A 23680-nucleotide genomic window follows, 5' to 3' on the forward strand; every position below is an offset into this window, starting at 1 on the left:
CGAAGGAGAACCACGATGACCGACCAGCTGATCATTTTCGACACCACCCTGCGCGACGGCGAGCAATCGCCGGGCGCCTCGATGACGCGCGACGAGAAGATGCGCATCGCCAAGCTGCTGGAGCGGCTGAAGGTCGACGTCATCGAGGCCGGCTTCCCGGCCAGCTCGAACGGCGACTTCGAGGCGGTGAAGGCGATCGCCAACGCGATCAAGGATTCGACGGTGTGCGGTCTCTCGCGCGCCAACGACCGCGACATCGGGCGCGCGGCCGAGGCCCTGAAGGGCGCCGCCCGGGGGCGGATCCACACCTTCATCGCAACTTCGCCGCTTCACATGGAAAAGAAGCTGCGCATGTCGCCCGACGAGGTTCATGAGCAGGCCAGGCTGGCCGTGCGCTTCGCGCGCAACCAGATCGGCGACGTGGAGTTCAGCCCGGAAGACGGCTATCGCAGCGACCCCGACTTCCTGTGCCGCGTGCTCGAGACCGTGATCAACGAGGGCGCCACCACCATCAACGTGCCCGACACCGTCGGCTACGCTATCCCCGAGCTCTACGGCAACTTCATCAAGATGCTGCGCGAGCGCATTCCCAACAGCGACAAGGCGATCTGGTCGGTGCACTGCCACAACGACCTGGGCATGGCCGTGGCGAACTCGCTGGCCGGCGTGAAGATCGGCGGCGCGCGCCAGGTGGAGTGCACCATCAACGGCCTGGGCGAGCGCGCGGGCAACTGCTCGCTCGAAGAGGTCGTGATGGCTGTGAAGACCCGCAAGGACTACTTCGGTCTCGACCTGCGCATCGACACGCAACACATCGTGGCCGCGAGCCGCATGGTCAGCCAGACCACCGGTTTCGTGGTGCAGCCCAACAAGGCAGTGGTGGGGGCCAATGCCTTCGCGCACGCTTCGGGCATCCACCAAGACGGTGTGCTCAAGGCGCGCGACACCTACGAAATCATGCGCGCCGAGGACGTGGGCTGGACGGCCAACAAGATCGTCCTGGGCAAGCTCAGCGGTCGCAACGCCTTCAAGCAGCGCCTGCAGGAGCTGGGCGTGGCCATGGACAGCGAGGGCGAGATCAACGCCGCCTTCCTGCGCTTCAAGGAGCTGGCCGACCGGAAGTCGGAGATTTTCGACGAGGACATTCTTGCGCTCGTCAGCGCCGAAGAGGTGTCGAACGTTGGTGAGCAGTTTGCTTTCGTCTCTCTCTCCCAGCACAGCGAAACCGGCGAGCGCCCCCAGGCGAAAATCGTGTTCACCGTCCAGGGCAAGGAAGTCACCGGCGAATCCGACGGAAATGGCCCGGTTGATGCTTCCCTGAAGGCCATCGAGTCGCACGTCAAGAGCGGTGCCGAAATGGTTCTTTACTCTGTAAATGCCATCAGCGGCTCGACGGAAAGCCAGGGAGAAGTTACAGTCCGGTTACAAAACGCAGGGCGGGTGGTCAACGGTGTGGGTGCAGATCCGGACATCGTTGTCGCTTCGGCTAAGGCTTATTTGAGTGCGCTCAACAAGTTACAGAGCCAAGCTGAGAGAGTTGCGGCACAAGGTTAGGTTGTCGGGCGATCCTTGATATTCGAATGAAGAAGAGGATGCAAGTAACTGATATTGCGTGTCTTTTTTGATTTCGATACACTGCGGTCCTCGTTTTTGCCGCTGGAGATTTTTTAATGCCTGAAGCCCGCCTACGCCGAGTTTCCAGCCAGCGGTTCCTGCCCGCTTTCAAAGCCATCGCCGTCGCGCTCTGCGCCACGGCGTTTTTGCTGCCTGGCGCCCAGGCCGCGAAGAAGGAAAAGCCCGCCGCCGCCAAGACCGCCGTCGCCTCCAAGAAGGCGAAGGGGCCGGTGCCGGTCGAAGTCAAGCGCAACGCCGCTTCCTCCAAGACCGCCACTGTCGCCAAGCGCGGCGGCCGTGCCGAAAAGGCCGAACGTGCCGAGAAGGTGGTTCGCGGCGGCCGCAACGTGGTCGCCACCATCCACAAGAAGAACGGCAAGACCGTGGTGGCCGTGCAGCGCCGCTCGGTGGTTCGCGTTGTCGAGGCGCCCGCGCGCCAGTCCTTCGGCCAGATGGCCGGGCTGCATGGAACCGAAGACGCGCTCGACCTGAAGTCGAGCGTCGCCCTGGTTATCGACCAGGACACCCACGAAGTGCTGTTCAGCAAGAACGACCATGCCGTGCTGCCGATCGCCTCGCTCACCAAGCTCATGACCGGCCTGCTCATCAGCGAGGCCCATCTGCCGAACGACGAACTCATCACCATCACCCAGGACGATGTCGACACCGAGAAGCGCAGCAGCTCGCGCCTGACGGTAGGCACCACGCTCTCGCGCGGCGAGCTGCTGCACCTGGCGCTGATGTCGAGCGAAAACCGCGCCGCGCACGCGCTGGGGCGTACCTACCCGGGTGGCCTGACGACCTTCGTGAGCATCATGAACGCCAAGGCCAAGATGCTCGGCATGAAGGACACGCGCTACGTGGAGCCCACGGGCCTCTCAAGCCGCAACCAGTCGAGCGCGCAAGACCTGGCGCTGCTGGTCAATGCCGCCTATGCCGATGCCACGGTGCGTTCGCTGTCCACCTCGCCTGAATACCAGGTCGAAGTCGGCAACCGAGTGCTGCAGTTCAACACCACCAACCGCCTCGTGAAGAGCCCCGACTGGGAAATCGGCGTGCAGAAGACCGGCTACATCTCCGAAGCGGGCCAGTGCCTCGTGATGCAGGCGCGGGTGGCGGGCCGCAAGCTGATCATGGTGTTCCTGGATTCGGCCGGCAAGTTCAGCCGTATCGCCGATGCGGAGCGCGTCCGCCGCTGGGTGGAAGCCACGCACTCGGTGGGCTCGCCGGCGGCTTCGTCGCGCAATGCTGCTTACCAGGTGGCTGGCTGATCGGCCGATCGGGCAAGTCCCCGGCCCTGCACCTCCAACGAAAAACAGGCCCTCTCGGGGCCTGTTTTGCTTGGGGGGGCTGTTTGGCCCGCTTGTCAGACGCTGGCCGATGGTGCAGACCCCCCCGAGGGTGACGGCGTTGCCGGCATGCCTTCCTTGAACCCCAGCGCACCCGAGATTTCGTTTGCCGTCGCCTGCAGCTTGGGCAGCCAGCCCTCGTCCAGCCGGTCGGCCGGCGCGGAGATCGACAGCCCCGCCACCAGCTTGCCCTGGTCGTCGTAGATGCCTGCGGCCATGCAGCGCACACCCAACTCCAGTTCTTCGTTGTCGCGGGCAATGCCGTATTGGCGCGCCTTCGACAACTCGCGCTCCAGCGCCGGCAGCTGGGTGATGCTGTTGCGCGTGTGGCCCGCCAGGCCGGTGCGGGTGGCGTAGCTGCGTACCCGTTGCGGGTCATCGGCCGCCAGGAACAGCTTGCCGGTCGAAGTCAGGTGCAGCGCGGCGCGGCCGCCGATGGCACGCACCACCTGCATGCCCGAGCGCTCGCTGTAGGAGCGCTCGATGTACACGATCTCGTCGCCCTGGCGCATGCTGAGGTTGACGGGCTGCTGCGTCAGCTTGTGCAGCTCGCGCATCGGGCCCAGGGCCGCGTCGCGCACGTTGAGCCGGCCCTTGACCAGGTTGCCCAGCTCCAGCAGGCGCATGCCGAGCCGGTAGCTGCCGGCCTCGGGGCGGTCGACGAAACGGCCAACGGCCAGGTCGTTGAGGATGCGGTGCGTGGTCGACGGGTGGAGCCCCGTCTTTTCGCTGATCTCCTTCAGCGAAATGGCGTCCTCGCGAGATGCCAGGACGTCGATCAGCGCAAACATGCGCTCGATCACCTGGATCACGGGAACGGCGGGAATGTCGGATTGGTTTTTTCTCATGGCGCTCTGCGGTGATGACCGAGCGCCATTTTACCTTGTGAAATCGTTTGGCGGCTGCCAGCGGCCATCCAACAACACTTCATGAGGGGAGAAGCGCGCCTTGTAGTTCATCTTGGGGCTGTGCTCGATCCAGTAGCCCAGGTAGACGTGCGGCAGCCCGAGCTTGCGGGCCTGCTCGATCTGCCATAGCACGCTGTAGGTGCCGTAGCCGACGCTCGAATCGGGCTCGTAGAAGGTGTAGACGGCCGAGATGCCGTCGTTGAGCACATCGAGGATCGACACCATCCTGAGCGCTCCCGCGCTGCCGTCGGGCTGGGTCTCGCGGAATTCCACCAGCCGCGAGTTGACGCGGCTTTGGAGCAGGAACTGGGTGTACTGGTCGATGCTGTCGTGGTCCATGCCGCCGCCCGCATGGCGGCCGTTCTGGTAGCGCAGGTAGAGCTGGTAGTGCTCCGGCATGAAGCACAGCTTGAGCACGCGGGCCTGCAGGTTTGCATGCTGCTTCAGCGCCCGGCGCTGGCTGCGGTTGGGATGGAAGGCATTGGCCCGCACGCGCAGCGGAATGCAGGCCCGGCAACCATCGCAGTACGGCCGGTAGGTGAACATGCCGCTGCGCCGGAAGCCGCTGAGCACCAGGTCTGAATAGGCGTCGTTGTGGATCAGGTGGCTGGGCGTGGCCACTTGCGAGCGGGCTTGCCGGTCCGGCAGGTAGCTGCACGGGTAGGGCGCAGTCGCGTAGAACTGCAGCGTGTGAAGCGGGAGGTCCTTGAGGTGCGTCACGTCAGGGAAGGAGGTCGCGCTGAAAGGAGTTCGGACCAGTATACGGGCTCGAATCGCCACCGTGGGCCCTCTTGCTGCCGTGCCCCCGCCACGTGCGCGACGAAGCGCTTGCGGGCCATTTCGCGTGCGCCGAGGCTCGCGAGGTGGGCGGTGTTCTGCTGGCAGTCGATCATCCGCACGCCGAAGTGGCGGCATAGCGACACCAGCGCGGCCAGCGCGATCTTCGATGCGTCCGGCCGGCGGGTGAACATCGACTCGCCGAACACCGCGCGGCCCAGCGAAACGCAGTAGAGGCCGCCCGCCAGTTCGCCATCGATCCAGGTCTCGACGCTGTGGGCGTGGCCCGCGCGGTGCAAATCCGTATAGGCGGCCACCATGTCCGGCACGATCCAGGTGCCCGACTGGCCCACCCGCGGCGAGGCCGAGCAGGCCCTGATGACGGCCTCGAAACCGTGGTCGATGCGCACCTCGCAGCCGGGCGTTTCCACGAAGCGCGCCAGGGTCTTGCGCAGAGAGCGGTGCAGCCTGAACTCGTCCACCTGCAGCACCATGCGTGGGTCGGGGCTCCACCACAGGATCGGCTGGTCCTCGCTGAACCAGGGAAAGACACAGTTGCCGTAGGCCTGCATCAGAGTATCGACGTCGAGAGCACCTCCGGCGGCCAGCAGGCCGGGCACCGGGTCGGCCACACCCCAGGCCGAGGCGGGGTCGGGCAGGGCATCTCCAGGTTCCAGCCAGGGAAGTTGTCGCATGGGCATAGGTATACACGGCTTCGCAAACACCAATCCAGTGGGCGAAAATCGCTGGTCGCCGATATCGCCACCAGCGTTCGGCCCACACGCCACGGCACCACAAGACCGGCCGGAAACCCTATAGTGCACAGCTTGCATCCGCAGCACCCACGAACAGATCAGGCAGGCCCGAGCGCGCGCCGGGGATAAGTACAAGAGGACAACGTTGACCACTGAACCCAATCCCACCCGCTTCGGCAGCGGCCAGGCAGTGCGCCGCCTGGAAGATGAAAGCCTTCTGTCGGGCGCCGGCCGCTACACCGACGACGTCACGCTCCCCGAGCAGGCGCACCTCGTCTTCCTTCGATCCTCTTACCCGCACGCGCGCATCCTGTCCATCGACACCAGCGCCGCCGCCGCCATGCCCGGCGTGCTGCGAGTGATCACCGGCGCCGAGATGGTGGAGGCCGGCGTCAAACCTCTTCCTGGCGCCGCCGGCTTCAAGCGCGCCGACGGCAGCGACAGCGCCAGCCCGCCGCGCCGAGCCATCGCCCACGAGCGCACCCGTTTCGTCGGCGAAGTGGTGGCTGCCGTGGTGGCCGACACCGTGCAGCAGGCGCGCGATGCCGCCGAAGCCATCATGGTCGACTACGAAGACCTGCCCATGGTGGTCGACCTCGCCAGCGCCACCGCGGAAGGCGCGCCGCTGCTGTGCGAGGAGGCCACCGGCAACATCTCCGCCGAAATGCGCCACGGCAGCAGCGAAGCCGCCACGGCCGCCTTCGCCAAGGCCAGCCACGTGGTCGCGCTCGACGTGAACAACCAGCGCGTGGTCGCCCTGACGATCGAGCCGCGCTCGGTGCTCGCGGCGCGCGACGCCGAAACCGGCCGCCTCACGATCCGCATGAGCACCCAGATGCCCTCCGGCGTGCGCGATTCCATCTGCGCCGCCATCGGCCTGCCCAAGGAAAAGGTGCGCGTGGTGGTGGGAGATGTCGGCGGCGGCTTCGGCATGAAGACCGGCGCCTACCCGGAGGACATCGCCGTCGCCTATGCGGCGCTGCAGGTGGACCGGCCGGTGAAGTGGGTGGCCGACCGCAGCGAGGAGTTCCTCTCCAGCGCGCACGGCCGCGACATCGAGGCGCGCGCCGAGATGGCACTCGACGCCGACGGCAAGATCCTCGCGCTGCGCATCAAGACGCTGGCCAACGTCGGCGCCTACGCGACCGGCACCGGCGTCGCGATCCAGCTGCTGATCGGCCCCTGGGTGCAGACCAGCGTCTACGACATCCAGACCATCGACTTCCATTTCAAGGCGGTGCTCACCAACACCGCTCCCACTGGCGCCTACCGCGGCGCGGGCCGCCCCGAAGCCATCTTCACCATCGAACGGCTCATGGACGAGGCCGCGCGCCAGACCGGCATCGACCGCATCGTGCTGCGCCGGCGCAACTTCATCCGCCCCGAGCAGATGCCGTACAAGAACCCGATGGCGCAGACCTACGACACGGGCAACTTCGAGTCGGTGATGGACCAGGCGCTCACGCTCGCCGACTGGCAGGGTTTCGAGAGACGCGCCGCCGAGTCGGCCGGCCGTGGCAAGCACCGCGGCCTGGGCATCGCCACTTTCCTCGAATGGACCGGCGGCAACGTGTTCGAGGAACGCGTCACCGTCTCGGTGCAGGCCGACGGCGTGATCGAGGTTTTCTCGGCCGTCAACGCCATGGGGCAGGGCATTGCCACCTCGCTGGCCCAGCTCGCCGTGGATGCCTTCGGCGTGCCCATCGAGAAGGTGCGCGTGGTGCTGGGCGACACCGACCGCGGCGACGGCTTCGGCAGCGCCGGCTCGCGCTCTCTCTTCACCGGCGGCTCGGCCGTGCGCATCGGCGCCGAGCGCACCATCGACAAGGCTCGCGAACTGGCCGCGCAGGAGTTCGAGGCGGCGCTCGACGACATCGTCTACAGCCGAGGCGTCTTCAACGTGGCCGGCACCGACCTGGAACTCGACCTCTTCACCCTGGCGGCCAAGCAACCGGGGCGCGAGATCTTCGTCGACTCCACCAGCACCGTGGCCGGCCCCACCTGGCCCAACGGCTGCCACATCTGCGAGATCGAGATCGATCCGCCCACCGGCGAGATCAGCGTGGTGGCCTACAGCTCGGTCAACGACGTGGGCCGCGTCATCAATCCGATGATCGTGCGCGGCCAGCTCGAAGGCGGTGCGGTGCAGGGCATCGGCCAGGCGCTGTACGAGCAGGTGGTGTACGACCACGAGACCGGCCAGCCCGTCACCGGCAGCCTGATGGACTACGCCGCCCCGCGCGCCGACATCGTCGACACCATGTTCAACATGGAGATGGACGAGTCGACGCCCTGCAAGAACAACCCGCTGGGCGTGAAGGGCGTGGGCGAGCTGGGCACCATCGGCGCCACGCCGGCCATCGTGAATGCGGTGGCCGACGCCTTCGCGCGCAACGGCTTCGCTACGCGCGCGCCGCGGCTGCACATGCCGCTGAGCCCTGCGCGTGTCTGGCAGGCGATGCAAACGGTCGATTGAGCAATCGTTTTCGTGGGGCAGAAAGGCACCGGCCATGCTTGTCACCACCGAGGTCCGGACCGATGCGATCCGCATCGCCAGCTACCGCTGCGACGCGGGGCCCGACGCGCAGCCCTTCACCGAGCTGCACGAAGGCCATTCGGTCTCGTACGTGCGAAGGGGCAGCTTCGGCTATCGCACGCGCGGCAATGCCTATGAGCTGGTCGCCGGCTCGGTGCTGGTCGGCTGTCCGGGCGACGAGTACGTCTGCACGCACGACCACCATGTCTGCGGCGACGAGTGCCTGGCCTTTCATCTGTCGCCGGGCTTCGTCGACCTGATCGGCGGTGACCGCAAGACCTGGCGCACCGGCGGTGTGCCGCCGCTGGCCGAACTCGTGGTCATCGGCGAGCTGGCGCAGGCTGCGGCCGACGGACAGAGCGACGTGGGGCTGGACGAACTGGGCATGTGGTTCGCGAGCCGCTTCGTCGAGGTCGTCTCGGGGCGAGCGAAGCCAAAGTTGCCGTCCCCGGCCATCTCTCGCGACCGCCGCCGCGCGGTCGATGCCGCGATGTGGATCGACGCCAACCTGCAGCACGACATCGGCCTCGACGGCGCCGCTGCCGAAGCCGGCCTGAGCTCCTTCCACTTCCTGCGGCTCTTTTCGCAGGTGCTGGGCGTGACGCCGCACCAGTACCTCGTGCGCTCCCGCCTGCGGCATGCCGCGCGCCTGCTGGCCGACGACGACAGCCGGCCCGTGACCGAGGTGGCGCTTGACGTGGGCTTTGCCGACCTCAGCAACTTCGTGCGCACCTTCCATCGCGCAGCGGGCGTGTCGCCGGGCGGCTTCCGCAAGGCGGCCAGGGGCGACCGCAAGATTCTCCAAGAACGCATCGCGGCGCTCTTAGATGATGGACTCCTGATCAACACATCGAGCAGGAAGCCATCATGTACGACCACATCGGACTGAAAGTCAAAGACCTCGCCGCGAGCCGCCGCTTCTACGAAGCAGCGCTCGCGCCGCTGGGCCATGTGCCGGGCCCGCACGACGACAGCTACGCCGGCATCGGCCCGGCCGACGAACCCGCGCTGTGGCTCTACGCCGCCAAGGGCGCGAAGGGGCCGGGCACTCACATCGCATTCCGTGCACCGAACCACGAGGCCGTGGCCGCCTTCCACAAGGCCGGCCTGAAAGCCGGCGGCACCGACAACGGTGGCGCTGGCCCCAGGCCGGACTACAGCCCGACCTATTACGCTGCCTTCCTGATCGACCCCGACGGCAACAACGTCGAAGCGGTCTGCCCCTGAAGAGAGGTTCCACGCCATGGCCACGGTCTACAAGGAATTCATCGTCGAGGCGAGCGCGGCGCAGGTCTGGGACGCGCTGCGCGACTTCGATGCGGTGCACACGCGGCTCGCGCCGGGCTTTCTCACGGACTGCACGATCGATGAGGAGGGCGCGCGGATCCTGACCTTCGCCAACGGCCTCGTCGCGCGCGAACTGCTGGTGGGCATCGACGAGACCCATCGTCGGCTGGCCTACACCGTCACCGGCGGGCAGGCGAGGCATCACCATGCGACGGCGCAGGTTTTCGAGGAAGGCGAAGGCCGCTCGCGCTTCGTCTGGATCACCGACGTGCTGCCCGATGCGATGGCGGCCTACATCGGCCCGATGATGGAGCAGGGCGGCGCTGCCATGAAGGCCGCGCTGGAAGGTCGCCCGGTTCCGTCTGCGGCCTAGAAGTCTTCGAGCGGCAGCCCGACGTAGTTCTCCGCCAGCGCGGTGGAGGCGGCGGCTGAATGCACCAGGTAGTCGAGCTCGGCTTCCTGGATCTTCTGGCCGAAGGCGCCCGTCTCCGGAAAACGGTGCATCAACGAGGTGAACCACCACGAGAAGCGCTCGGCCTTCCAGACGCGGCGCAGGCACAGGTCGGAATAGCGGTCGAGCGCCGAGGCCGACTTCTCGCCGTAGAAGATTTCGAATGCGCGCGAGAGATACCCGACGTCGGCCGTGGCGAGGTTCAGCCCCTTGGCGCCCGTCGGCGGCACGATGTGCGCCGCGTCGCCCGCCAGGAACAGCGAGCCGAAGCGCATCGGCTCGGCGACGAAGCTGCGCAGCGGTGCAATGCTTTTCTCCAGCGAAGGCCCGGTCACCAGTCGCTCGCGCGCTTCTGGGTCGAGGCGTGCGCGAAGCTCGTTCCAGAAAGCCTCGTCGCTCCAGTTCTCCACCCGCTCCTCGGTGGGCACCTGCACGTAGTAGCGGCTGCGCGTGGCGCTGCGCATGCTGCACAGCGCGAAGCCGCGCTCGGTGTTGGCGTAGATGAGTTCGTGCGACACGGGCGGCACGTCGGCCAGCACGCCGAGCCAGCCGAAGGGGTAGATCTTTTCGTAGGTCTGGATCGCATCGGCCGGCACGCTGGCGCGGCTCACGCCGTGGTAGCCGTCGCAGCCGGCGATGAAGTCGCATTCGATCTCGTGCGTCTGGCCATCCTTTTCGTAGCGCACGCGGGGCCTGCCCGACTGGAAGTCGTGCAGGCTCACGTTTGCCGCGCTGTAGATGGTGGCGAGCCCTTCGGCCGCGCGCGCTTCCATCAGGTCGCGCGTCACTTCCGTCTGGCCATACACCGTCACCTGCTTGCCGCCCGTGAGGCCGTGCATGTCGATGCGGTGGCGCGCGCCCTTGAAGAGCAGCTCGATGCCCTCGTGCGGCAGTCCCTCGGCCTTGGCGCGGGCGTCGACGCCCGCACGCGCCAGCAGGTCCATCGTGACCTGCTCCAGCACGCCGGCGCGGATGCGGCCAAGCACGTAGTCGCCGCTCTGGCGTTCGACAATGACGTTGTCGATGCCTGCCTTGTACAGAAGCTGTCCGAGCAGAAGGCCGGCGGGTCCGGCTCCGATGATGGCGACCTGGGTGCGCATGTTCGTGTCTCCGAGAGGGTTTCACGGAGCGTAGGGCGCACGGGGCCTTCCAGGGAGGCCGTGCGTGCGGCTGTGTGCGATCATGCGAATGCGTGCGCGATCATCGCGCAACACTTCCACAGACGACGAACCCCATCCTCCATCGACCGAAGAATGAGCATCGCCAAGGCCGACTTCATCGAGGGCATCGCCAAGGGCATGGCCGTGCTCGAAAGCTTCGACACCGAGCGCCAGCGCCTGAACGCCACCCTGGCTGCCGAACGCGCCGGCCTCACGCGCGCAGCAGCCCGCCGCCATTTGCTGACGCTGGCCCACCTGGGCTACCTGGAAACCGACGGCAGCTATTTCTGGATGGCGCCGAAGGTGCTGCGCTTCTCGGGCAGCTATCTCGCGTCTTCCCGATTGCCGCGGGCACTGCAGCCCACGCTGAACCGGCTCGCGGCGCAGACCGGCGAGTCGTTCTCGGCCGTCGTGCTCGACGGGGAAGAGGTGGTCATCGTTGCGCGCAGCGGCAGCTACGGCACGCCGACGCGCGTGCTGGCCTATGGCCTGCACCTGGGGGCGCGGCTGCCCGCGCATGCCACTTCCACCGGGCGCGTGCTGCTCGCGGCGATGGCACCGGCGCAGTTCACGCAGTGGCTCAAGGGCCGGCATCTCGCACGGCTCACGCCGCGCACGGTGACGCAGGCGCGCGGCCTGCGTCAACTGATCGCCCGCACGCGTAAAGACGACTACTGCTTCGCGAGCGAAGAGCACGAGCTGGGCGTGCAGGCGCTGGCCGTGCCGCTGCGTGACATGCAGGGCCGCACCGTGGCGGCGCTGAACGTGGTGCTCTCGGGCACGCGCTACCAGGAAGAAGCGCTGCAGCGCGAGATGCTGCCGCTGCTCTTCGAGGCCGCGCGCGAAGTGCGGTCTCTGTTGTGAGCTCGGAGCCAATCTGAACTTTGGCCGCGGCCTGCGCCTCGAATCCCCGAAACGGACACAACCATGCGACTGCTCCTTCTCGAAGACGACGTGATGATCGGCGAAGCGGTGCTCGACCTGCTTCGCGCCGAACAATACGCCGTGGACTGGGTGAAAGACGGCGAGGCCGCCGAAACGGCGCTGCGCACCCAGCAATACGACCTGGTGATGCTCGATCTCGGCGTGCCCCGGCGCGACGGGCTCGAGGTGCTGCGCAACCTGCGAGCCCGCAAGCAGCGCATGCCGGTGCTGATCGCCACGGCGCGCGACTCGGTGCAGCAGCGCATCGAAGGCCTCGATGCCGGCGCCGACGACTACGTGCTCAAGCCCTACGACCTCGACGAGCTGCTGGCGCGCATCCGCGCCTTGCTGCGCCGTGCGGCGGGACGCGCCGAGCCTGTTTACGAGCACATGGGTGTGAGCATCAACCCGGCCACGCGCGAGGTCACGGTGGCCGGCCAGCCGGTGGTGCTGTCGGCGCGTGAATGGGCCGTGCTGGAGCCGCTGCTGGCGCGGCCCGGGATGGTGCTGTCGCGCGCCCAGCTCGAGGAGAAGCTCTACAGCTGGAAGGACGAGATCAGCAGCAACGCGGTGGAGGTGTACGTGCACGGCCTGCGCAAGAAGCTCGGCGCCGAGCTCATCCGCAACGTGCGCGGCGTCGGCTACATGGTGCCGAAACTATGACTCGCCCCCAGGCTTCGCGCACTTCGTGTCGCTTCGCCAACCCCCTTCCGGGGGCGACGCCTACGGCCCGGCAAAGCCGGTTCCGTGTCGTCCCGCGAAGGGGGCGTGTATGAGCAGAGTCATTGGTTCTCTGACAGGCTCGCTGCGCGCCCGGCTGCTGTGGTTCCTGCTCGCAGCCATCGTGCTGGCGGCGGGGGCGCAGGCACTGGTGGCCTACCGCACGGTGCTGGCCGAGGCCGACGACATCTTCGACTATCACATGCAGCAGATGGCGCTGTCGCTGCGCGCCGGCCTGCCGCCGAGCGCTGCGGTGGGCGGGCTGGGCGCCGCCGAGCAGAACTTCGATTTCGTCGTGCAGGTGTGGACGGCCGATGGCACGCGCATCTTCGAATCCGCCGAGCAGGCAGCGCTGCCGCAGCTCGCGGTGCTGGGCTTCGCCGACGTGAACGCGCGCGGCACCACCTACCGCGTGTTCTCGATGCAGACACGCAGCCTGGTGATCCAGGTGGCGCAGGACATGGCCGCGCGGCGCCACATGGCCGGCACGCTGGCCCTGCGCACCATCGCGCCGGTGGCGCTGATGGCGCCGCTGCTGATGCTGGTCGTGTGGTGGGTGGTGAGCCAGTCGCTCGCGCCGGTAGCGCGGGTGCGCAAGCAGGTGGCCTCGCGCCAGGCCGACGATCTCTCCCCGGTGAGCGAGGAGAACCTGCCCGAGGAGGTGCGCCCGCTGGTGCAGGAACTGAACCTGCTCTTCGACCGCGTACGCCATGCCTTCGACGCGCAGAAGCACTTCGTCGCCGATGCCGCGCACGAGCTGCGCTCGCCGCTGGCCGCGCTCAAGCTGCAGGTGCAGGGCCTGCAGCGCGCGCCTGACGATGCCTCGCGCGAGCTGGCGGTGAGCCGGCTGGTGGCGGGCATCGACCGGGCGACGCGCCTGGTCGAGCAGATGCTTGCGCTGGCCCGGCATGAAGCCAGCATGGCGGCCGGCGCGAAGCCCGAGCCGGTGGACCTGGCCGAGGTAACCCGGCTCGCGGTGTCCGACGCCGTGGCGGCCGCACAGGCGCGCGGCATCGACATCGGCATCGCCCATGCCGAAGAGGCGGTGGTGCATGGACAGTCCGAGGCGCTTCGGATGCTGCTGCGCAACCTGCTGGAGAACGCGATCAAGTACACGCCGGTGGAAGGCCGCGTCGACATCGGCATCGCGCGCAAGGGCGATACGGCCGAACTCACCGTGGACGACAGCGGGCCAGGCCTGCCGCCGGAGGAGCGCGAGCGGGTGCTCGACCGGTTCTACCGCTCGGGCGAATCCCAGGCGCCCGGCAGCGGCCTTGGGCTGGCCATCGTCAAGTCGATTGCCGACCTGCACGGGGCCACGGTGGCGCTGGAGCAGTCGCCCAGCCTCGGCGGGCTGCGCGTGCTGGTGCGCTTTCCCGCGCGCGCCTGAGCCCCGGCCGCGCCGTTTAAGCGGCGCTTAAGTCAGACCCGCGACATTCCTTTCATCGTTTTGCGTCCATACGCCTTGAAAGGAACCGACAAATGAACTCACGTCTGACTTCGCCCCGTGCCCTGGCCATCGCCCTGGCAAGTGCGGGTGTGATCGGTGCGGTCGGCGCCGGCGCCTACACCAGCGCCCGCGCCGTGGGCGCGCCGACCACCAATGCCGTCGCCACCGCGCCCGCGGCCATGGTCACGCTGCCCGACTTCTCGACGATAACTTCGCGCGACGGCCCGGCCGTGGTCAACATCAGCGTGACCGGCACCATGAAGGCTTCCGACGACGAGGCAGCCGCCGAGATCCAGGGCATCGATCCGGACGATCCGATGTTCCAGTTCTTCCGCCGCTTCCAGGGCCAGATGAATCCGCGCGGCCAGCAACAGCAGCGCGAAGTGCCGGTGCGCGCGCAGGGTTCGGGCTTCATCGTCGACCCCAGCGGCATCATCATCACCAACGCCCACGTGGTGAAGGACGCGAAGGAAGTCACCGTCAAGCTCACCGACCGCCGCGAATACCGCGCGAAGGTGCTGGGCGCCGACGCCAAGACCGATATCGCGGTGCTCAAGATCGACGCGAAGAACCTGCCGGTGCTCGCGCTGGGCAACACCAAGGACCTGAAGGTCGGCGAATGGGTGCTGGCCATCGGCTCGCCCTTCGGCTTCGAGAACACCGTCACGGCCGGCGTGGTGAGCGCCAAGGGCCGCTCGCTGCCCGACGACAGCTACGTGCCCTTCATCCAGACCGACGTGGCGGTGAACCCCGGCAATTCCGGCGGCCCGCTGCTCAACACGCGCGGCGAGGTGGTCGGCATCAACTCGCAGATCTACAGCCGCAGCGGTGGCTACCAGGGCGTGTCGTTCGCGATCCCGATCGACGTGGCGATCCAGGTGAAGGACCAGATCGTCGCCACCGGCAAGGCGCAGCACGCACGCCTGGGCATCGCGGTGCAGGAGGTGAACCAGGCCTTCGCCGATTCGTTCAAGCTCGACAAGCCCGAAGGCGCGCTGGTCTCGAACATCGAGAAGGGCGGCCCCGGCGACAAGGCCGGCCTGAAGGCGGGCGATGTGATCCGCAAGGTCGACGGCCAGCCCATCGTGTCCTCGGGCGACCTGCCCGCGGTGATCGGCCAGCAGGCGCCCGGCAAGAAGGTCACGCTCGAAGTGTGGCGCCAGGGCGAACGCCAGGAGCTGCAGGCCAAGCTCGGCGATGCGAGCGACAAGCCCGCGAAGGTCGCCAAGGCCGATGCCGACGTGGGACAGGGCAAGCTGGGCCTGGCGCTGCGCCCGTTGCAGCCGCAGGAAAAGCGCGAAGCCTCCGTCGACAACGGCCTGCTGATCGAGGACGCGGCCGGCCCTTCGGCCCAGGCCGGGGTGCAGGCGGGCGACGTGCTGCTGGCCATCAACGGTACGCCCGCGCAAAGCGTGGAGCAGGTGCGCGAGGTGGTGGCCAAGGCCAGCAACAAGTCGGTCGCGCTCTTGATCCAGCGCGGTGAAGACAAGATCTTCGTGCCGGTGCGTATCGGTTGAGTTCGCCCCGCAGGCATGACGTCGCCCGCCCAGAGCCTCTCGGCTCACATCCTGCCCACGTCTGCGACCATGATCGGCGTGTGCATGACGGTGATGTCCATCGGGCACCTGGGGCCGCGCGACGACATGCGGCTTCTGATCGACCGCCTGCTCGCAGTGGACGCGCTGGTCTTCCTGGCCAGCGCGTTGCTGTCTTTCATCTCGATGCGTTCGCGCAGGTTGGGCGCGCGGCTGGAGGCCTGGGGCGAGATGGTCTTCATCGCCGGCCTCGGGCTGCTGGCGCTGGGTGCGGTGACGCTGGCCTTTGCCCTGCGCTGAACGGCTGCGCGGCGCCTCAGGCAGGCGAGCAGGGCCAGTCGAGCTGCATGCGCGTGCCGCCGGCGGCCGGGTCCGCCGTCTCGATCTGCAGCCTCGCGCCGATAGACTGGGCGCGCGCCCGCATGTTGGCGATGCCGTGGCCGGTTCTCCCGCCATTGGCCGGCGCCGAAGGCAGGCCGCGCCCGTTGTCGGTGAGCATGATGCGCACCAGCGAAGGCGTCTCTTCCCCGTGCCAGCTCGCGTGCATCACGATGCGCGTGGCGCCCGCGTGCTTGAGCACGTTGGTGAAGGCTTCGAGCAGGATGCGTTGCAGCTGCAGGGCCGCCTGTGCGGCGAAAGGCTCCAGCTGCGGGATCACTTCCACGTCCCACACCAGCTCGATGCCGGCGGCGTCCAGCCGCGGCTGCAGGCGGTAGCGCAGCGTGGCCAGCACGGTGGCCAGGTCGTCGTGCGTGGGCTGCAGCGAATCGACGGCCATGCGCATCTCGTCGAGCGCGAGCTTCACGTGTTCCTCGATCACCGTGCGGTCCGGTTTGGCCTGCGTCACCACGTTGAGGAGGCCGACCAGCTGCGAGCCGACGCCGTCGTGGATCTCCCGCATGATGCGCTGGCGCTCCAGCAGCACGGCCTGTTCCTGCTGCTGCTGGCGTACGGTCTCGAAGGCGCCGCGCAACTGGTCTTCGCGCTCGGCCACGCGGGCCGCGAGGTTGGCGTTGAGCGCGCGGTAGTCGGCTACGGTGCGGCTGTAGCGCTCGACCACCAGGCCGGCCAGGATCATCACGAAGAAGAACATCGCGTGCGCCGTCAGCGTGTAGTAGGCGCCGCCGAAGAGGCCCATGCGCACCAGCAGCAGGTCGTGCGCGCCGGCCAGGATGGCCAGCGTGCCCGCGGCCATCAGCACGCCCGCGATACGGCGACGGTCCACCAGCGCCCCGTACACCACGTAGGGCAGGCAGATGATGCTGATGCATTGCAGGATGACGAGGCCGCCGGTCCACAGCAGCGGCTGCGCGAAGGTGAAGGAGGCGCAGGCCAGCGTGACCGACAGCGCGAGCGCCGTGTAGATCGAGCGCACCAGCCACGGCGGATTGCGCTCCAGCACCAGCAGCACGAAGCGCGCGATCAGCCCGATGTGGCAGGCGTAGCAGACCGCCACGATGGCGCCCCACAGCGGCCAGGGAATGGCCACGTCGGGCCATACGCGGTCGAGGTTGCGCGCCACGCCCGAGAGCGCGGCCAGCGCGAAGCAGCCGTAGAGCGCGTCGCGCTGGCGCAGCCACAGCCCGCCGGCGATGCCGCCCATCAGCAGCAGGCTGACGGCATAGACGATGGCCGAGGTGTTGCGCCAGTTCTGCCGGGCGCGGTAGACCGTTGCCAGCGACGCCTCGGGGCCGTAGTCGATGCTGGCCAGCCCCGCGCCGCGCTGGCGCTGGATGGTGGTGCGCACCACCAGCGACTGTGGCTGGCCTGCCTGGTGCAGCACGGCCGGCACCGGCACCAGCAGGTTGCTCTTGGACGCGTCGTAGCTCGGCAAGCCCAGCGTGCCATAGCTCGCCACCAGCGCGTCGTTGAACGAGATCGCCACCTGGTTGCCCGCGCCCGAGAGCAGCAGCGCGGCGGGCTTGCCGGCCGGCACCGCGGAAGCGGGAAGTTCGATGCGGTAGGTGGCCTTGCCGCCGCGCCCGGGGAATTCATGGTCCCAGCGGAAGGGAATCTCCACGCGTCGCTGCTGCGCCGGCAGGCCGTCGGGTTCGAGCACCGCCTCGGCCGAGGCAACGTCGAAAGCGTCGGGCGATTCCGCTGCGTCGGCATGGGAGGCCGCCGACGCCAGGGCGAGCCACAGGCACAAGGCGGCGAGCAGCAGGCGGCAGAGGCCGCCGGCGGTTACGCTAGGGAAGCCAGCCGAGGTTGCGGGCCTCGAACACAGCTTCCGATTTGTTGTGCACATCCAGCTTGCCGTAGATATTGCGGATATGGGTTTGGACAGTCGAGGCCGAGACTCCCATCTGCACACCGACTTCGACATAGGTGAAACCACGAGAGACCAGGTCGAGCACCTCGAACTCGCGCGGCGACAGGCGCTCGGGCACGACCGTCGGCGTGCCAGCCGCCTTGGCCGCGGCCTGTTCCCTGGGCGCGCCGCCCGAGTGCGCCTGCCAGCGGCGCAGCAGCTTGCGCGCGATGACCGGCGACATCGGCGAGCCGCCGGCGCGCAGGTGGCGGATGTGGGTGGCGAGGTCGGCCTCGGTGCCGTCCTTCAGCAGGTAGCCGCTGGCGCCGGCCTCGAAGGCCTGGACCATGTTGGCCTCGTCGCCGAAGATCGAAAGCACCATCACCGCGCAGGCCGGCTGCATGTTGCGGCACTGGCTGATCACCTGCAGCCCGGGGCGGTCGGGCAGGCCGAGGTCCACCAGCAGCACGTCGATCGGGTTGTCGACCAGCCAGCGCAGGATGTCGCTGGCGTTGGAGGCGCTGTAGGCCAGGCTCAGGGACGGGTCTGCGTCGACCACGCGCGAGATGCGCTCGCGCATGCCGGTGTCGTCTTCGACGAGGGCGACCTGTGTTTCCGCAGTCATGCGTGGACCGGGCCCGGAAAGAAGCTGCATGCGCTCATGCATGGCGTGGTGACAGGGCGCATGGGGGAAAAGACCTGGGTTGCTGATGCCGCAAAGGGTAGGGGGCTGCCCGCTCGCTGCCCATCCTATATACGGGGGAGGCGGCCTACCGCTTTCGGTGGCCTATGGGATGTCTTGCCGGTTGCCGCCCTGGCCAGCCGCCCTGCCACGAGCGCGATGTGCCCGACCAGCTCCAGAGGCGACTCGACCTCGAAATCGTGCGGCAGGCAGCCCAGCCACACGGCCAGCGCATCGAGCGAATTGGCCGCGGTGGCGATGCGGGTGGAACCGTCGCCGACAGCCTGCGGCGTGCCGCCGACCCAGCCGAGATAGGGCTCCAGCGCCTCGACGGGTGCATGCACCACGATCTGCGCATGGTGCAGGTAGGGCGACACCTTCAGTGCGTGCTCCATGTAGGCGGCCACGTCGCCATGGGGCAGCCGGCGCGGCGTGAAGCGCTCGCCGGTGGGCACGGGCTCGACGATGCGGTCGAGGCGGAAGGTGCGCCAGTCCTCGCGCGCCACGTCCCACGCTAGCAGGTACCAGCGCCGGCCCGTCTGCACCACGCGATGCGGCTGCGCCGTGCGCTCGGTGAGGGCGTCGTGGTGGTCGCGGTAGCCGAAGCGCAGTTCGAGCCGGTCGGTGCAGGCTTCGGCGAGGAAGGACACGGCCTTCAGGCGCACGGGCGATTTGTCGTGCATCACCGGCACCACCGATGAGCGGACGCTGTCGAGCCGGCGGCGCAGGCGCGGCGGCATCAGCTGTTCGAGCTTGGCCAGCGCGCGCATCGAGGCGTTCTCGATGTCGCCCGAGGCGCCCACCGGGTTGCCCAGGCCGAGCGCGACGGCGATGGCTTCTTCGTCCTCGAGCAGCAGCGGCGGCATCGCGGTGCCAGCGCCGAGCCGGTAGCCGCCGGCCACGCCCGAGGTGGAATCGACCGTGTACCCCAGGCTGCGCAGGCGGTCGACGTCGCGGCGCAGGGTGCGCTCGGTGATCTCGAGCCGGGCGGCGAGGTCGGCGCCCGTCCAGGAGCGTTGCGCCTGGAACAGGGAGAGAAGCCGGATCAGGCGTGCGGTGGCGGAAAGCATGCGCGCATCATGCCTTTGATCGAGGACAGAATCTGTCCGCAATGGGTCGTAGCCTCGGTTCTTCTCTCAACCACCTCCGCACCGCGGAACACAGGACGAAGACCCATGAAGAAGACGTACAACGGCAGCTGCCATTGCGGCAAGGTCCGCTTCCAGGCCCTGATCGATCTCGCCGAAGGCACGGGCAAGTGCAATTGCTCGATCTGCACCAAGACCCGCGCATGGGGCGCGATCGTGAAGCCGGATGCCTTCACGCTGCTTTCGGGGGAGGAGGACCTGTCGCTGTACCAGTTCAACTCGCACAGCACCGAGTGGCTGTTCTGCAGGAACTGCGGCGTGCGTTCGTTCGGGCGCGGCAACGTGCCCGAGATCGGTGGCGCCTATGTGAGCGTCGCGGTGAACTGCCTGGACGACGTGACGCTGGAGGAACTGTCGACGGCGCCCGTCCGGTACATGGACGGGCGCAACAACAACTGGTTCGAGGCGCCGGCCGAGACGCGCTACCTCTGAGCGAGGCGGGTCGGCCGGCGGGTTGCTGCCTTCTTACTTGCGGCGGCGGGTTGCCGGCGCGGCGCCCGGTGCCGAGGTCTGCGAGGGAGCGGCACCGCCGTCCACGCCCAGACGACCGCCGCCGCCCAGGCCCTGGCCGCGCACCGTCTGCGCCTTGTAGTTGCGCAGCGAGCGGACCATCTGGTTGAAGGCGTCCATGAAGGCCGCCGCGATCACCTTGCCCTGCGGCGTGCGGGTGTAGCCGCCGATGCCACCGGCGGCGGAGAGGCCGCCCAGGCCGGCGAAGCCCGCGAAGTCGGTCTTGGAAGCACTGCCTTCGGCGGCTGCGACCTGCACGCCCGAACGGTTGTCGATCAGCGTCAGGAGGGCGCTGGCTTCCTTGGTCTGCAGGCTCGCGCCGAGGCTGGCGATGGCGCGGCCGCGGCCGCCGCCCACCAGGCCGCCGAGCGCGCCGCCCAGGCCGCCGGCATCGCTGTTGCTGAACACGATCTCGGGCGACAGGCCGTAGTCGGAAGCGACCATCTGGCCGCGGCCGAAGTTGCTGCCGCCGCGCATTTCGCCCGACTGCATCAGCGCGCGCTCGCGCGTCATCGCGTTCATGCCGGCTGCGCTGCGCTCGACCACCACGAAGCAGTTCGACTGCTGCACCAGCAGGCGCAGCAGGTTGGCCGTGGGAGGCAGCTTGTACTCGCCGGTGAGGATGGTGTACCAGCCCGCGTTCACGTTCTCGATCAGCGAGACCGTGCCCAGCGGCGAATCGCAGCGCTCGAGCTGGCTGCTTTCGCCGGAGGTCGCGGCGCCGGCGGCGCTGCCGGTGGCCACGGTCTTGGCCGACTGGCTACCCATTTGCATGTCCATGGTCTGGCAACCCGAAAGGGCCAGCAGGCCGGCGAGTGCGCTTGCGAGAGAAAGTTTAGAAAAAGCCATGTCCCGATCTGTCAAGTGAAAAGAATGCGGCGCCCGTTGCGGACGTCACTTGTCAAGATCGAAGATGGATCTGCCCTGGCCTGTATGACCTCCCGATTCGACGCGCCGCCGGCGACCGCGCGACGATACGACCCAAGATTCAGGCACGCCAGTGCCGAAAGTCATGTGCATTCACGCGCGGCCCGGCCGTGTGTTTTCCACCGCGCGGGCGGCGGCGTATCGGCCGGACTCCGAAGTGTGGGAGGTGCGGGCCGCAGCAGCCCCTGTCCTCGATCGCCCGGCCGCGACGTCGGGCAGGCGCACTGCGCTTGGGGGACGGGCGGGTGGGGCGCGGCGATTCTATTACTCTGGAAACTTTTAGGAACACCGTGAAACAACGAGAGCTTCCGTACCAATGGCTCAGGAGGGAAAAGCCGCGGGATGCGCTGTCCCGAAAGTTACATTCGGGCCTTCACTTCCAGGAGTTTCAGATGGCGACCAAGAAGAACATCGTTGGAGAAGCAGCCGCGGAACTGACCCGCCAGCAGGTGCAACAGGCCCTGGCCATTGCGGGAGCTTCGAACTTCAGCGCAGCGGCCGACCCGGCTTTCGTCGGCTCCATCCTGGTGGCCCTGGCAGTCAACACGAACTCGGTGAGCGCGACCATCGACAGCGCCAAGGACCGGACCAGCGCGGTGATCAAGCACTGAAAGAAACGGCCTGCCTCAGCGCGTGTAGTCGCCGCTGGCCTCGGGCTGGAAGAGCACTGCGGTCACACGTGCAGAGCGCTCGATGCCGTTGGGCATGCGCCAGCAGGCGAGCGCCCCGGTCTTCACCCCCAGCAGGCCGATGCCGACGGGCGACAGCACCGATACGAAGCCAGCGCCCGGCTGCGAGTCGCCGGGATAGCACAGCGTGATCTGCTGGCGCTGGCCCGTGGCCGGGTCCTCGATCTCGACCTGGGAATTCATCGTCACGAGGTCCGGCGGGACTTCGCGCGATGGCAGCACGTCCGCCGCGTCGAGCAGTTCGGCGAGTGCCGGTGGGAACTGGTGATCCGCCAGTTTGCCGAGGCGGACGAAGTCGAGTTCGGTGAGCGTGCGCTCCCCGTGAATGGTGGCAAGCATGAAGCACTCCAGTTGAGTGCGGCGCCGTCAGGAACGAAGGAAATGAACGGCGACGCGGCCGCGCGGCGGGTGCCCGGCGGTCAATGGTTCGCGCATCAGAAGGAAGGGTAGCGGACCGCCGGGCTCAGGAAAGTGCGCAGGTGCGTCGGTAGGCCGCCATCGTCGCCACGGCACCGGTACGCGCTGCTTCGAGCGCAGCGTGCTTGCGGGAGTGGAACGAACGGGCCATCCGCACGAGTGTAGGGATGCACCACGAGCCCATCAAGCAATGGCCCCGCATGTACTGCCGTTAAGCGCGGCGGACATGGGCTCATCGCGTTCCAGCCGCGCTAGCCGGTTTCACGGCGTGCCTGTGCGGCGGATCGGAATCAGCAGGTCGGTGCGAAGCTCGGCCTGCGAGACCTGCCGCGGCGAGTTCAGGTAGTGCTCCAGTGTTGGCCGGTCGTCGGGCTCGTAGCCGCTGGCGGGCAGCCAGCGGATGTAGAGGGCGCGCACGGCAGCGTTGATCTGCGAGTACGGGCCCGCGAGCCGATGCGCCGCGTAGCAGCCGCCGGGAATGTCGAGCATCTCGACTTCGGGGACTTCCGGCCAGGCATCGGGAGAGTCGACGGCGGCGTAGTACCTGAAGCCGATGCTGCCCTCCGGCTCGTCGAAAGACGCTCCCCAGCGGTCCGTGATGCGGGCCGTGCCGGCGTGCTGGCGCAACCGCCGATGAGTGTGAGGGATGGTCGAGAACGGCCCCTGGTGCCGCAGCGCATGCAGCCGTCGCGTCGGGTGTTCGACGATGCGCACGGCTGGCGCGGCGACGCCGTCATCGGGTTGAGGCAACGCATCGACATCGAGAATCGCCCGCACCATCTTTTGCTGGAATGCGCGCGGCGACTGTCCGGTGAACTGGCCGAAGGCGCGCGTGAAGGCCTGCGGGCTTTCGTAGCCCACGGCCAGCGCGACCTGCGTGATGCTCTGGTCGCCGGCTTCCAGCAGCCGGGTGGCGAGCGCCAGTCGTACGCGCCGCACTGTGGCCGCCACGGTTTCTCCGGCCACGCTCGCATAGACGCGGTGGAAGTGGAAGGGCGAGAAGTGCGCGAGCCGCGCGAGGTCTTCGAGCCGGTGCTCGGCCATCGGATCGGCAACGATGGCCGCGACGGCGCGCGCCACGCGGGCGCGGTAGTCCTGCTCGATCCGGCGGCTGCTTTCCATGCGCGCGAGTGTGCGCCTTTCGTGCGAGGGGCACTTAGCCGACTTTGCTCACATGGGTCAGCGGAGCAACCAAAGAAAAAGCCCGCTGTCCGTAAAGACAGCGGGCTCTTCAGAGGCCTTGCGGCTTGATGGTGGCTCCTCGACCTGGGCTCGAACCAGGGACCTACGGATTAACAGTCCGGCGCTCTACCGACTGAGCTATCGAGGAACAAGCCTTAAATTATATGCAATGGATTTGCCGATCTCGGCGCTTCGACTGCATTTTTTGCATCGATGCGACGATTGCCTGCAAGAAACACCGCGCACCACTTCAAATGAAATGCCCCGCTACCTTGTGGGTAGCGGGGCATCCAGAGGCCTTGCGGCTTTGTGGTGGCTCCTCGACCTGGGCTCGAACCAGGGACCTACGGATTAACAGTCCGGCGCTCTACCGACTGAGCTATCGAGGAACAAGCCTTAGATTATAGC

The 23680-nt window shown here is 67.7% G+C and carries 23 protein-coding genes and 2 tRNA genes; 13 read left to right on the plus strand and 12 right to left on the minus strand.

Annotated features, from left to right (window positions below):
• The first annotated feature begins 15 nt into the window (after positions 1-15).
• A complete protein-coding gene (locus ABL843_RS13940; RefSeq protein WP_184638370.1) occupies positions 16-1554 on the plus strand; it encodes a 2-isopropylmalate synthase in 1539 nt (512 codons plus the stop codon).
• A gap of 116 nt (positions 1555-1670) precedes the next feature.
• On the plus strand, positions 1671-2885 hold the full coding sequence (locus ABL843_RS13945) for a serine hydrolase (protein ID WP_126019166.1): 1215 nt from the start codon (positions 1671-1673) through the stop codon (positions 2883-2885).
• Positions 2886-2980: 95 nt separating this feature from the next.
• Here the strand turns inward: ABL843_RS13945 and ABL843_RS13950 are convergent, their stop codons facing one another.
• From ABL843_RS13950 to aat, 3 genes are read right to left on the minus strand one after another with little or no spacing between them, the layout of a single operon-like run.
• Positions 2981-3811 (minus strand): IclR family transcriptional regulator, encoded by an 831-nt coding sequence (locus ABL843_RS13950; RefSeq protein ID WP_126019169.1) that lies wholly within the window; start codon positions 3809-3811, stop codon positions 2981-2983.
• A gap of 30 nt (positions 3812-3841) precedes the next feature.
• Positions 3842-4591, minus strand: coding sequence for an arginyltransferase (locus ABL843_RS13955; protein WP_418120230.1), 750 nt, complete (start codon positions 4589-4591; stop codon positions 3842-3844).
• Positions 4588-5343 carry a leucyl/phenylalanyl-tRNA--protein transferase gene (aat, locus tag ABL843_RS13960; RefSeq protein ID WP_126019173.1) on the minus strand — a complete coding sequence of 252 codons (756 nt, stop codon included), beginning with the start codon at positions 5341-5343 and terminating at the stop codon, positions 4588-4590. Before aat ends, ABL843_RS13955 begins: the two co-directional genes overlap by 4 nt.
• 205 nt (positions 5344-5548) lie before the next feature.
• On the opposite strand from aat, the gene ABL843_RS13965 reads away from it, so the two are divergent.
• Genes ABL843_RS13965 through ABL843_RS13980 form a run of 4 tightly spaced genes read left to right on the plus strand, consistent with a single transcriptional unit; the run spans position 5549 to position 9599 of the window.
• Positions 5549-7879 carry a xanthine dehydrogenase family protein molybdopterin-binding subunit gene (locus ABL843_RS13965; protein WP_418120231.1) on the plus strand — a complete coding sequence of 777 codons (2331 nt, stop codon included), beginning with the start codon at positions 5549-5551 and terminating at the stop codon, positions 7877-7879.
• A gap of 34 nt (positions 7880-7913) precedes the next feature.
• Entirely contained in the window at positions 7914-8828 is a 915-nt protein-coding gene (locus ABL843_RS13970; RefSeq protein ID WP_418120232.1) for a helix-turn-helix domain-containing protein, read from the plus strand.
• The gene (locus tag ABL843_RS13975; protein ID WP_093054451.1) at positions 8807-9166 is read left to right on the plus strand and encodes a VOC family protein; all 360 of its coding nucleotides are present in this window, start codon (positions 8807-8809) and stop codon (positions 9164-9166) included. The genes ABL843_RS13970 and ABL843_RS13975 overlap by 22 nt, the downstream gene beginning before the upstream one ends.
• A 16-nt stretch (positions 9167-9182) precedes the next feature.
• Positions 9183-9599, plus strand: coding sequence for an SRPBCC family protein (locus ABL843_RS13980; protein WP_418120233.1), 417 nt, complete (start codon positions 9183-9185; stop codon positions 9597-9599).
• On the opposite strand, the gene pobA is transcribed toward ABL843_RS13980, so the two are convergent.
• Positions 9596-10777 carry a 4-hydroxybenzoate 3-monooxygenase gene (gene pobA, locus ABL843_RS13985; protein ID WP_418120234.1) on the minus strand — a complete coding sequence of 394 codons (1182 nt, stop codon included), beginning with the start codon at positions 10775-10777 and terminating at the stop codon, positions 9596-9598. The genes ABL843_RS13980 and pobA overlap by 4 nt on opposite strands.
• 153 nt (positions 10778-10930) lie before the next feature.
• Between pobA and ABL843_RS13990 the strand changes: the two genes are divergently transcribed.
• The 5 genes from ABL843_RS13990 (at position 10931) to ABL843_RS14010 (ending at position 15766) form a co-directional block, all read left to right on the plus strand.
• Positions 10931-11701 (plus strand): IclR family transcriptional regulator domain-containing protein, encoded by a 771-nt coding sequence (locus ABL843_RS13990; protein WP_418120235.1) that lies wholly within the window; start codon positions 10931-10933, stop codon positions 11699-11701.
• 63 nt (positions 11702-11764) lie between these two features.
• A complete protein-coding gene (locus ABL843_RS13995) occupies positions 11765-12424 on the plus strand; it encodes a response regulator (protein ID WP_184638356.1) in 660 nt (219 codons plus the stop codon).
• 109 nt (positions 12425-12533) lie between these two features.
• The gene (locus ABL843_RS14000) at positions 12534-13871 is read left to right on the plus strand and encodes an ATP-binding protein (protein WP_418120237.1); all 1338 of its coding nucleotides are present in this window, start codon (positions 12534-12536) and stop codon (positions 13869-13871) included.
• Between the two features lie 92 nt (positions 13872-13963).
• A complete protein-coding gene (locus tag ABL843_RS14005) occupies positions 13964-15448 on the plus strand; it encodes a DegQ family serine endoprotease (protein WP_418120238.1) in 1485 nt (494 codons plus the stop codon).
• A 15-nt stretch (positions 15449-15463) separates the two neighbouring features.
• The gene (locus ABL843_RS14010; RefSeq protein WP_418120239.1) at positions 15464-15766 is read left to right on the plus strand and encodes a hypothetical protein; all 303 of its coding nucleotides are present in this window, start codon (positions 15464-15466) and stop codon (positions 15764-15766) included.
• A 16-nt stretch (positions 15767-15782) separates the two neighbouring features.
• Here ABL843_RS14010 and ABL843_RS14015 read toward each other — a convergent pair whose 3' ends face one another.
• The 3 genes from ABL843_RS14015 to ABL843_RS14025 form a co-directional block, all read right to left on the minus strand.
• Positions 15783-17615 carry a sensor histidine kinase gene (locus ABL843_RS14015; protein WP_418120240.1) on the minus strand — a complete coding sequence of 611 codons (1833 nt, stop codon included), beginning with the start codon at positions 17613-17615 and terminating at the stop codon, positions 15783-15785.
• A 40-nt stretch (positions 17616-17655) separates the two neighbouring features.
• Positions 17656-18342: a response regulator gene (locus ABL843_RS14020; protein WP_126019195.1), complete on the minus strand. Its 687-nt coding sequence runs from the start codon at positions 18340-18342 to the stop codon at positions 17656-17658.
• A 125-nt stretch (positions 18343-18467) separates the two neighbouring features.
• The gene (locus ABL843_RS14025) at positions 18468-19469 is read right to left on the minus strand and encodes a helix-turn-helix transcriptional regulator (RefSeq protein WP_418120241.1); all 1002 of its coding nucleotides are present in this window, start codon (positions 19467-19469) and stop codon (positions 18468-18470) included.
• A 105-nt stretch (positions 19470-19574) separates the two neighbouring features.
• Here ABL843_RS14025 and ABL843_RS14030 point away from each other — a divergent pair, with 105 nt between their 5' ends.
• Positions 19575-19979, plus strand: coding sequence for a GFA family protein (locus ABL843_RS14030; protein WP_418120242.1), 405 nt, complete (start codon positions 19575-19577; stop codon positions 19977-19979).
• A gap of 33 nt (positions 19980-20012) precedes the next feature.
• On the opposite strand, the gene ABL843_RS14035 is transcribed toward ABL843_RS14030, so the two are convergent.
• A complete protein-coding gene (locus ABL843_RS14035) occupies positions 20013-20906 on the minus strand; it encodes a CsgG/HfaB family protein (protein WP_126019203.1) in 894 nt (297 codons plus the stop codon).
• 470 nt (positions 20907-21376) lie between these two features.
• Between ABL843_RS14035 and ABL843_RS14040 the strand changes: the two genes are divergently transcribed.
• Positions 21377-21595, plus strand: a complete 219-nt coding sequence (locus ABL843_RS14040) for a hypothetical protein (RefSeq protein WP_126019206.1) — start codon at positions 21377-21379, stop codon at positions 21593-21595.
• Positions 21596-21610: 15 nt separating this feature from the next.
• Here the strand turns inward: ABL843_RS14040 and ABL843_RS14045 are convergent, their stop codons facing one another.
• The 4 genes from ABL843_RS14045 to ABL843_RS14060 all read right to left on the minus strand — a co-directional run bounded on the left by ABL843_RS14045 (position 21611) and on the right by ABL843_RS14060 (position 23661).
• On the minus strand, positions 21611-22012 hold the full coding sequence (locus tag ABL843_RS14045; protein ID WP_418120243.1) for a GreA/GreB family elongation factor: 402 nt from the start codon (positions 22010-22012) through the stop codon (positions 21611-21613).
• Between the two features lie 339 nt (positions 22013-22351).
• Positions 22352-23212, minus strand: coding sequence for an AraC family transcriptional regulator (locus tag ABL843_RS14050; protein ID WP_418120244.1), 861 nt, complete (start codon positions 23210-23212; stop codon positions 22352-22354).
• A gap of 132 nt (positions 23213-23344) precedes the next feature.
• Positions 23345-23420: transfer RNA gene (locus tag ABL843_RS14055), tRNA-Asn, on the minus strand.
• 165 nt (positions 23421-23585) lie between these two features.
• A tRNA-Asn gene (locus ABL843_RS14060) sits at positions 23586-23661 on the minus strand.
• Between the last annotated feature and the right edge of the window lie 19 nt (positions 23662-23680).

Origin of the sequence: Variovorax sp. 350MFTsu5.1 (assembly GCF_048302515.1) — a bacterium.
GTDB lineage: Bacteria > Pseudomonadota > Gammaproteobacteria > Burkholderiales > Burkholderiaceae_C > Variovorax > Variovorax guangxiensis.